Genomic DNA, 9,647 nt, shown 5'->3' with positions numbered 1-9,647 from the left:
GAGGAGCATCTCGGCGCCGGCGGCGACGCGCTCACTCGGCAACGAGGCCGAAAGGGAGATCAGATCCGTCGTCGCCGACGAGCTGAGCATGGAGAAGAGGAACGAACCGCCGCCGCCAAACTCCTCCTCGCTGGAGAAGGACTCTTCCCCGAAGAAGGAATGCATGAACATCGGTTCTTCGACCGTGATCTCCCAGCTATTGCTCACCTCTCCGCCGTCATCGTCGGTGAGCGTGATGGCGAGTTCGTAGATACCGGGGGTGGTGTAGACGTGCGGATTACCATTCTCGCCGTAGATTTCACCAACAGTTAATACGCCAGGGCTGCCATTGGTGACGGTGATGTAGGCTTCTTCAGGATCTGACCCGTCTCCCCAGTCGATCACCGCAGAGAAAGTTTCGCTGGTGCCGGCCGACGGCGACGTAAATCCATAATCAGCAAACCTGATAATCGGATCAGAGTTGGCGGGAAAATCTTCTCCCGCGACTGCCGAGGTCGATGTAAGAAAGCCAAGGCCTGGCACCCAATTGTAAATTCCGATTTGCGTGTCGTTGTGGACCGTCACGCCATGATTGTTCGTCACCTCGACCCGCACGTTGTAAAGAGCGTCGTCGGCGTAGACGTGCCCGTTGAAGTGGGCCTGTCCGGAGCCCCCCGATTCAGTGACCGTCATCGTGTCGGAGCTGCCGTCCCCCCAATAGATCACCGCCGTGTGGGTGGCGCTGGTATCGAGATCGGTAAAGAAGGTCGTCTGCTGCGCCGTCATACCTTCGGCACTACTAGCAGCAACCCCGCCCGTGATCTCGATGCCGTCGTCATTGAGAATACGACCGGCACGCGAGTGATCGCGAATCGTGGCGCCGACGGGATCAGACAATTGCAGCAGCACCGTTTCGTGCGACTCGGGCCAGTAATCGCCGACCACGGGCACTTCCACCGGTAGCGCCGTCTGCCCCGGCTCGAACGTCAAGGTGCCCCAAACCTTGGTGTAGTCGGTCCCCTCGGTGGCCGTTCCTGCCACGGTCTCGTAATCCACGGACACTTCTTCGTCGAATTCATGGGTGAGACGCACCATGAACTCCAGCGTGGCATACCCCGTGTTGCCTTCGAGAACTTCCGCCTCATCGATCGTGATCGAGCCGCCGAACTGCACGTACGTCTCATGGTCCGAGTCGTTGTTCACGAGCCGCAGGACCAAGAGAGGCGTGCTGCCAGGTGCGAGTTGCGAGATATCAAGTTCGATCGTCTGATCGACATGAGTGGCGCCACTGGCGGTGAACGGCCCGAACTCTTCCGTGTAATTGAAGAACACATCTACGATCGTGCCAGCCAGTGTTGGCACGACCGAGTAGCCATCGCTGTCCAGTAGGGCAATCTCAAACACGTCGTTGATCGAATCGGGATCCTCCATGTCGAACGACAGCACGGAATAGGGGATGATGAGCTTGCCTGGATTCTCAGGGATCGTGATCTCCTGCTGGGCCGCCACGATAAACGAATCCCCCTCGACCAGCAGCAGCGAACTGCTGTTGTTCGTCATCGACCCGCGACCAGAGATGCTGCCGCCACTCTCATCCTCGATCCAACCTGAAAGGGGCATCAGAATATCGTTGGGCTCGGACATCATCGAGAAGGCATAGCCACCGCCCTCCTCCAACTCGGACAACTTGCCGGCTCCTTCCACTTCTCCCAGTGACATCTTCACCGGACCTGCCGCGCGTAGCATCGCCGAGAGTCCCTGGGCAAAGTCGAGACTGGCTTGGCTCACCGAGGCTCCCTCGTCACCCAAGAGGGGCGCAGCGCCGCCCCCTGAGCCACCGGACTGCGCGTCGAGATTCGACGCCGAGCCAAATCCGGGATCGAATTCACTCGGCCCCGTGGGCGATGAAATTCCGCTGAGGGCATTCCCGATGCGAGTTTCGCCGTCGGGTGTTGAGCTGTCTGCGGCCGCCCGCAACTGCAATGCCCAAAGCGCCAACGCGTCTACTTCTGCGCTGACGTCGACGCTGCCACCGAACAAGGGCGCATGCGACGAATTCGCGCGTGGCACAGGCGAATGGATGATGCTCTGAGGACTCACGGGAATTCGGCTTGGAGCAGTTGCGTTCGTCTGCTGGCTAACGTTCCCAGGCACAATGGAGCCGAGCGTACGCTGGTCGAACGGCTCCGAACTGCGGATCGGCCCAGATTCGTCCGACTGCCATTGGTCGAGTACGCCGGAAACCGGCGGCGCCACCTTGGCGACGCCCTCCTCTTGAACGGGGGAACCGAAGGGAAGTGGCAATATAGGAAGCATGCTGCCAGGCGCGAATCGACCTTCCAGTTGGTCGAGCTGTGACTTCCGCTCGCGAGTCCGCTTTTCGGTAGCTCGTTGCTTGCCGACTGCGCGATTGCGTGACGAAGGGCTGCGACGTGGCGGATAGAAACGTTTCACGACTGCTTGCCTCCTGCCAAGTTGAAATGCCAATGCCAGACAGCTACCAGCCGGCAGCTCATGCGATCCACATGGGGAGCGTGGCGAGGATCATGGCCTGCCCTAGCACGTGTTACGGCTCGCGTGGAGAAGCCCATGTCCCTAGGAAAGAACAGCCCTGATGCGGGCTACCGCAAGGGTGCGCGTAGCGTCAACGTAGGAGCGATTGCCCTACTGTCAAACGAATTGCACATGAAGTTGGCTTGGGTGTGACACACAGTTGTCGCACCCCGTTTGGGGGTGAGACAGACGTTGTCTCCCTGCGGTCGTGGCTGTCGCCGCGCTCCGTGCCGCCAAGAAGGGTGCCATGAACAGGAAGTGCTACGTCTGTTAGAGCGCAAAGATCGACGTTGCGACATCCGTTTCACGAGAGTCCGAGGCGTCGCGACATTCGCCGGTCTTGACACCGAGATAGCGGCGTGTCGCGATTGTTGGCCTCATTGCCACGGACTCATTGTGTTGAGCACGTACGAAGCCGATCTGGGCAATCTTCTGGGTTCGCTTCAACCCGATCGGCAATGCGAGATCGTATCTGAGATGTGATTGGGTGGAGCAACAACGGACGGCGCATGTGTCTCATTCCAGCACGCGATCAAGACAACGGTCGACCTCGCGCTCAAGCTCCTCGTCGGAGAGCACGGCTAGGTTTGGCTGAGGGGCAACGCGACTGGCGGCCTCCATCAAGCGCACGATGGCCAACATGCTGATGAGCATCAACCGCCCGCCAGGTTCGCGTTCCCGGGCCGCTTCGAGCGCGGCGAACCACTCGGCCGAAAGCCGGTTCACGCCGCCGAAGCGTGAGATCATGGCCTGCGTCAACGCCACGACCTGGCCCAATCCCTTTTGACGACGCGCAGCGCACGCGACGCGACTCAGTGCGTGTCGCTACGACGATCCGCGATGCGATCGACGAAGCCGCCGAACCGACCGAGGAACGCAACACTTTGTCAATTGCCGACTTGAGCGATGCCTTGCGCGACCATACGACGGAGTGCGAAAGTAGGCCCGGTGTGATTCGAACACACGACCAAGGGATTATGAGTCCCCTGCTCTAACCGCTGAGCTACGGGCCCGAAGTGATATGCAGGTTGGCATTTACGGCGAAAACGAGAATCTCTTCCGCCGAAGTCTGATGCCCCTTTTAACACCTAATACGCACCTGTGGTCATCTTTGCTCCTCCGCCTGCAATAGCAGGGCACTGCCGCAGGTCTTGAAATCGTAATCTTCGGCTGCCTTGCCTCGAGTAGCAAGGGATCAGACATCTGGACGTGCTATTCCGCTCCGCGCAGCCCATGAGCCTAGGGCGCCCAACGGAAGCCCGGAATGCGTGAGGGCACCGTTCTTCAAAGTGGCTCATTGGCCGCGCGGACAGCAATAACTCAACAGACGCGCGGTGTTCGTTCCCGCGAGTTCACGATTGATCTTCGAAATCCCCCTGTTCGCCGCACCACCGAGTGCAGCAAGGCCAAGTCAGCTCGGAGCCGTCGGAGTAGCCTGGTCCGTCACCATTCGGCGTTTCCACGCCCGAGCGAGATCCTCAGCTTGTCTCGCTGCGCCGCTCGACGAGGCTGCCCGCGACAGAACACCCCAGAAACGCAAACGGCACGTAGAGCGCCACATCTGCCAGAGCGAACCAGATTGGATGGGGCAGCGACACCAGCGTGAGAATGCCCGCGACCATGAGCAGCAATCCCACGATCAAGGCCTTATCGTAAGCCCTGCGTCGTGCAATGAGGGCGCTCACTGCGCCCCCCACGAAGCTACCGGTTGCATGCGCGGCCAGCACCAGCAAGAACGCGCCTGGTGGCAGGCCCGCGAGATGGGCCTTCATCGCTTCGCGATCGTTCGTATCGAGACCGACGGGCAACGGATACACGAGCGAAGACAGGGCCTCGACGATCGCCACGCCGAGCACTCCCGCCATCGCTCCTCCTAACACCGCCAGGATATGTTCGCGCATCGCTCGCCCGTTTTTATGTTCTCTATGGCTGTAAATGGAACAATGCCCGGATCTCTGCCAACAGATCGAGATGCGTTTCGAGCGGCAACCCATCAACCGAGGGGACGCGTTCACGCGTGACGCCATCGACGGCGCCGGCATCGCGCACCAACGATTCGATGAGCCGACGTTCCCGGGCCACGGTACAAGGATCGAACACCTGCACGTTTCCCGAGGCGTAGGCCACGGCCGCCGCCAGCGCGTATCCGCCCCAATTACTGACCCCCGCGATCACCAATTCATCCGTCGCGATGCGGCAGGCTATGCGTCCCGACCCCGGCAAGCCCAGGGCGTCGTCGAGCAGTTCCCACGGCACGGCACCCATGCCGATCTCATTACCGCCGTCGCCGATACCGACCGTAAACGCCCGCGTGTCGCGGTTACCGGCCATTTCGAAAAGCAAATGTGTAGGCGCTATGTAAGAGGTGATCGCTTCGCCTCGCATGTTTAAGGCGCGATCGCGTAAATCGGCGGGGAGCGCCGCGCGGAAGCGGTCGAACGGGGGCGAGCCGCCCCGTGCCGGTTGCAGCAAAGAGACTTCGGTGTGGGTCGGGCCCGGTCGCTCGATGGCCACCAAGTGGGTCGGCCTCGCCCCCCCCGCGCCCCCCATGAACCGCTGCGCCCATTCGTTCGGTTGCAGGCTGCCGGCGGGAGGCCCTGCTCCACTCTGCGTCAGGGGCATTTCGAGGATCGCCGACTGCGGGATACCGCACACCTCGCAGGCGACGGCGAGCGCGGGGCGACCTACGGCGTCGGAAATCAGCCAGATCTCGTGTCCCAAGGCCCATAAAACGCTGGCCAGCATGGCGGCGCCCGGCGGTCCGTCGGTTTCGGCCATGGGATGCCCCCCGACCAGGATGGGAAAGCCCGTTACCAATGCTACGGCGGCCCCCTCGGCGGCAAGCGACGCGGCGGCACGCTGGAGCGCTGCGCCATCGCCATAGTGCGCAAGGGCAGGGGATTGCGCGAGGCCCCGCCGGGCCGGATCGCGCCGTATCAGCCCGGCAAGTTGTTGGTAAATCGACACGCCCATCCGTCAGCCAAGTGTATTCCTGCCGGGCAGACTATTGCTACTGCCGCTGCGGTGAATTGCCGACCATACGAAGATCGCCGCCGGGCGTCGAAGTCACGAGCAGGCGATTCTCGGCGGCGGCACGCGACGAAGCAAGAATTTTGGTGAACCGCCACGCCGCGCAACACGTAAGAATTTGTCCGACTCAACCGGTGTTGCGCGCGACCTCGCAGGAGATTTTTCAGCCGTTTTTCCCGCGAAAGCATGGGGGAATCGCGACTTCTCGAATCTTTTTGTGGACGGGGTTTGACACGTGTTTGGGGGCTCGCTATATTCAGCCTTTCCCACCTGACGCTGATTCGCGACAGGGGTGGGAACGAGACTGCCGGGCGAGCGTGCTGTGTGCAGCGGCGGTTTCCAGAGGTGCTTGAGTGACTTGTGTCGCCCGGGCAGCCTGACTGGGAACGGCCCCTGAGTACAGGAGCGGCCGGAGAGTGCCAATGTGGCATTTGCCGGCCGCGTGTTCTTTGACAATTCGGTTGTGGTAAGAGTGGCATCTTAATTGAGAGCTGCCGCGATCCCTTGGGGTCGTAGGTAGCGTCTCTTGGCACTTAGCGTGTCGAGCCAGTCGCCAGGCAAGCTTCTGCGAAGAAGCGATCCCTTCGGGGTGAAGGTCTTCGCCAGTGCGAGTCTGGCAACGTGCTGGAACGACACACTTGATCTGTCGTTACTCGGTCAGTCGATCATGCAAAGTCGACTGGCCATAGTAGACACGCCTTCGTTCTTCGCTCGAGCGTTTGGGTTCCTACGGGGGCCTGGGTGCGAGAGGGTTGGATCAAGGTGGTCAAGCTACTAAGGGCGCATGGGGGATGTCTTGGCATCAGAAGGCGATGAAGGGCGTGGAAAACTGCGAAAAGCTCGGGGGAGCTGTTAAACGAGTGTTGATCCCGAGATGCCCGAATTGACGTACGCTGAATTCATAGGCGTACGTGGCCAACGCGGCGAACTGAAACATCTAAGTAACCGCAGGAAGAGAAAGAAAACTCGATTTCCTCAGTAGCGGCGAGCGAACGGGAAATAGCCCAAACCGCGGAGGTTTTCCTCTGCGGGGTTGTAGGGCTCTTCACATGGGAGTGACAAAGTTATTCGCTAACGGAATTTTCTGGAACGTTAGACCACAGAGGGTGACAGTCCCGTACGTGAAAGTGAATAACCTCCCGAGGAGTACCTGAGTAGGTCGGGTCACGTGGAACCCCGACTGAATCTGCGAGGACCATCTCGCAAGGCTAAATACTCTCTGATGACCGATAGTGGACTCAGTAGGGCGACTGAAAGATGGGAAGAACCCCTTCTAGGGGAGGACACTGAACCTGAAACCATGTGCCTACAAGCGGTCGGAGCACTATGGCCTTGTGCCACGTGTGACGGCGTGCCTTTTGCATAATGATCCGGCGAGTTATCGTCAGCGGCTCGGTTAAGGTCTTACGGACCGAAGCCAAAGGGAAACCGAGTCTGAATAGGGCGACTAATGGTCGTTGGCGATAGACGCGAAACTGCGTGATCTACCCATGAGCAGGTTGAATCGCGGGTAAAACCGCGTGGAGGACCGAACCCACTTGGGTTGAAAACCGAGGGGATGACTTGTGGGGAGGAGTGAAAGTCTAATCAAGCGCAGAGATAGCTCGTTCTCTCCGAAATAGCTTTAGGGCTAGCCTTGAGCCACTACGCATCGGGGGTAGAGATACTGAATCGGATAGGGGCTTTTCCAAAAGTACCCTGCTGAACCAAACTCCGAATACCGATGCGACTATCTCAGGAGTCAGTCCGCGAGGGATAAGCTTCGCGGTCGAGAGGGAAACAACCCAGATCACCTGCTAAGGTCCCGAAGTAGAACTTAGTCACTAAGGAAGTTGATTTGCTGTGACAGCCAGGATGTTGGCTTAGAAGCAGCCACCATTTAAAAAGTGCGTAATAGCTTACTGGTCGAGCAAGTCAGCGCCGATAATGAACGGGAGTAAGTTCTACACCGAAGCAGTGGATGATAAACATCTTCGGATGGATATCGTGGTAGGAGAGCGCTGTAGGTCAGATACGAGCCGTACCGTAAGGAGCGGTGTTGGGGCCTACAGGTGATTATGCCGGAATGAGTAACGATAAAGCAGGTGAGAATCCTGCTCGCCGAAAGCCTAAGGTTTCCTGGGGAAGGTAAATCCGCCCAGGGTTAGCCGGTTCCTTAGTCGAGGCCGAAAGGCGTAGACGATGGACAGCAGGTCAACATTCCTGCGCCACGAAAGTGTACTGATGGGGGAACGGCGTCGCAAAGGTAAGCGGTACGATTAGAAATGTCCGTGGACTGCCTTGAGGTGAGGGATAGGAAAATCCGCCCTCGCAAGCCAAGGGGTAGGACCGACCGCGTTTATGTTCGGGAAGTTATCGGAGCGACGTCCAAGAAAAGCCTCTAAGGGTTAAAGCTTTCGTGACCGTACTAAAACTGACACAGGTAGGCGAGACGAGAAGTCTAAGGCGCTCGGGAGAACACTGGTTAAGGAACTCTGCAAATTGGCCCCGTAAGTTCGCGATAAGGGGTGCCCCTGGTGGTTTATAGCCTTCGGGGGCCACAGTAAATCGGCTTCAGCGACTGTTTATCAAAAACACAGGACTCTGCGAACTCGCAAGAGGATGTATAGAGTCTGACGCCTGCCCGGTGCCGGTAGGTTAAGGAAGAGGGTTAGCCTTCGGGCGAAGCTCGCAACCGAAGCCCCGGTAAACGGCGGCCGTAACTATGACGGTCCTAAGGTAGCGAAGTTCCTTGTCGGGTAAGTTCCGACCTGCATGAAAGGCGTAACGACTGAAGCACTGTCTCAACCAGTGACCCGGTGAAATTGTAGCCGTGGTGAAGATGCCACGTACCCGCAGCTAGACGGAAAGACCCCGTGAACCTTTACTGTAGGCTGATATTGGGCTGTGGTATGTCTTGTGTAGGATAGGTGGGAGGCTTCGAAGCGGGCACGCCAGTGTTCGTGGAGCCGTCGTTGAAATACCACCCTGGACCTGCTTTAGTTCTAACCCCGATTCCCGTGAAACCGGGCGGGGGACAGTTTCAGTTGGGCAGTTTGACTGGGGCGGTCTCCTCCAAAAGAGTAACGGAGGAGCCCAATGGTACACTCAGCCTGGTTGGCAATCAGGCATCGAGCGTAAAGGTAGAAGTGTGCTTAACTGCGAGACCCATAAGTCGAGCAGATACGAAAGTAGGGCTTAGTGATCCGGCGGTGCTGGATGGAAAGGCCGTCGCTCATCAGATAAAAGGTACTCCGGGGATAACAGGCTTATCGCTTCCGAGCGTCCATAGCGGCGAAGCGGTTTGGCACCTCGATGTCGGCTCATCACATCCTGGGGGTGGAGAAGCTCCCAAGGGTTTGGCTGTTCGCCAATGAAAGTGTTACGTGAGCTGGGTTCAGACCGTCGTGAGACAGGTCGGTCCCTATCTGCTGTGGGCGTACGAAACTTGCGGAGATTCTTCCTTAGTACGAGAGGATTGGGAAGGACGTTCCTCTGGTTTTCCAGTTGTCGCGCTAGCGGCATGGCTGGGTAGCTATGAACGGAAAGGATAAACGCTGAAAGCATATAAGCGTGAAGCCCGCTCCAAGATGAGGTTTCGAAGAGCAAATGCTCGAAAGTCCCCTGGAAGACGACCAGGTTGATAGGCCGGATGTGTAAGGCGAGCAATCGCTTCAGCTAACCGGTACTAACGGACGAACGCTTGACCACTTTGATCGAACGCTCTCGATGCACCTCATGCATCGCGCGAGCTCGGTCGCGACAGATCACCCGCTAGGTGTCTGATCGCCCCTCTTACCACAACCAATCGTCGTTCTGCCTCAAGCAGGCGACGCGCGGTCGTCTCCCTTCACTGGGAACGCCCGCCCTTTTCGGCGGCCATATCTGGAAGGTCACACCCGTTCCCATCCCGAACACGGTAGTTAAGCTTCCAGAGCCGATGGTAGTACCCAAAGTGCGAGAGTAGGTGCCGCCGGATTTTTACAACCAGCCGGGCCTGTTTCAATCCAACGAAACAGGTCCGGCTTTTTTTACGCGCCGAGATCGTCGTATTGACGCCTGCGCCACTGATGACCCGAGGGGGACCAACGGGAGCCCGTCCCCCC

Annotated in this window: 4 protein-coding genes, 1 tRNA gene and 2 rRNA genes; 2 read left to right on the top strand and 5 right to left on the bottom strand. The window is 58.7% G+C overall.

Features of this window, described 5'->3' with window-relative positions:
• From KF708_09800 to KF708_09780, 5 genes are all read right to left on the bottom strand, one after another.
• On the bottom strand, positions 1-1,767 hold a 1,767-nt coding region (locus KF708_09800), incomplete at its 3' end, for a hypothetical protein (GenBank protein ID MBX3412968.1).
• Between the two features lie 1,281 nt (positions 1,768-3,048).
• Positions 3,049-3,297, bottom strand: a complete 249-nt coding sequence (locus KF708_09795; protein ID MBX3412967.1) for a hypothetical protein — start codon at positions 3,295-3,297, stop codon at positions 3,049-3,051.
• A 175-nt stretch (positions 3,298-3,472) separates the two neighbouring features.
• Positions 3,473-3,545: transfer RNA gene (locus KF708_09790), tRNA-Ile, on the bottom strand.
• A 465-nt stretch (positions 3,546-4,010) separates the two neighbouring features.
• Positions 4,011-4,433, bottom strand: coding sequence for a hypothetical protein (locus KF708_09785; GenBank protein MBX3412966.1), 423 nt, complete (start codon positions 4,431-4,433; stop codon positions 4,011-4,013).
• A 22-nt stretch (positions 4,434-4,455) separates the two neighbouring features.
• Entirely contained in the window at positions 4,456-5,499 is a 1,044-nt protein-coding gene (locus KF708_09780; protein MBX3412965.1) for a DUF4392 domain-containing protein, read from the bottom strand.
• An 827-nt stretch (positions 5,500-6,326) separates the two neighbouring features.
• Between KF708_09780 and KF708_09775 the strand changes: the two genes are divergently transcribed.
• Positions 6,327-9,252, top strand: a 23S ribosomal RNA gene (locus tag KF708_09775).
• Between the two features lie 160 nt (positions 9,253-9,412).
• Positions 9,413-9,520: ribosomal RNA gene (gene rrf, locus KF708_09770) — 5S ribosomal RNA — on the top strand.
• The last annotated feature ends 127 nt before the right edge of the window (positions 9,521-9,647 follow it).

It is taken from the genome of Pirellulales bacterium (genome assembly GCA_019636335.1).
Classification (GTDB): domain Bacteria; phylum Planctomycetota; class Planctomycetia; order Pirellulales; family JAEUIK01; genus JAHBXR01.
Note: the sequence above shows the minus strand (reverse complement) of the source record. Positions and strands in the feature narration are given on the sequence as shown.

Coding starts and splice junctions, on each gene's coding strand:
- KF708_09785 (MBX3412966.1), bottom strand. CDS start 4,433: ATGCGCGAACATATCCTGGCGGTGTTAGGAGGAGCGATGGCGGGAGTG.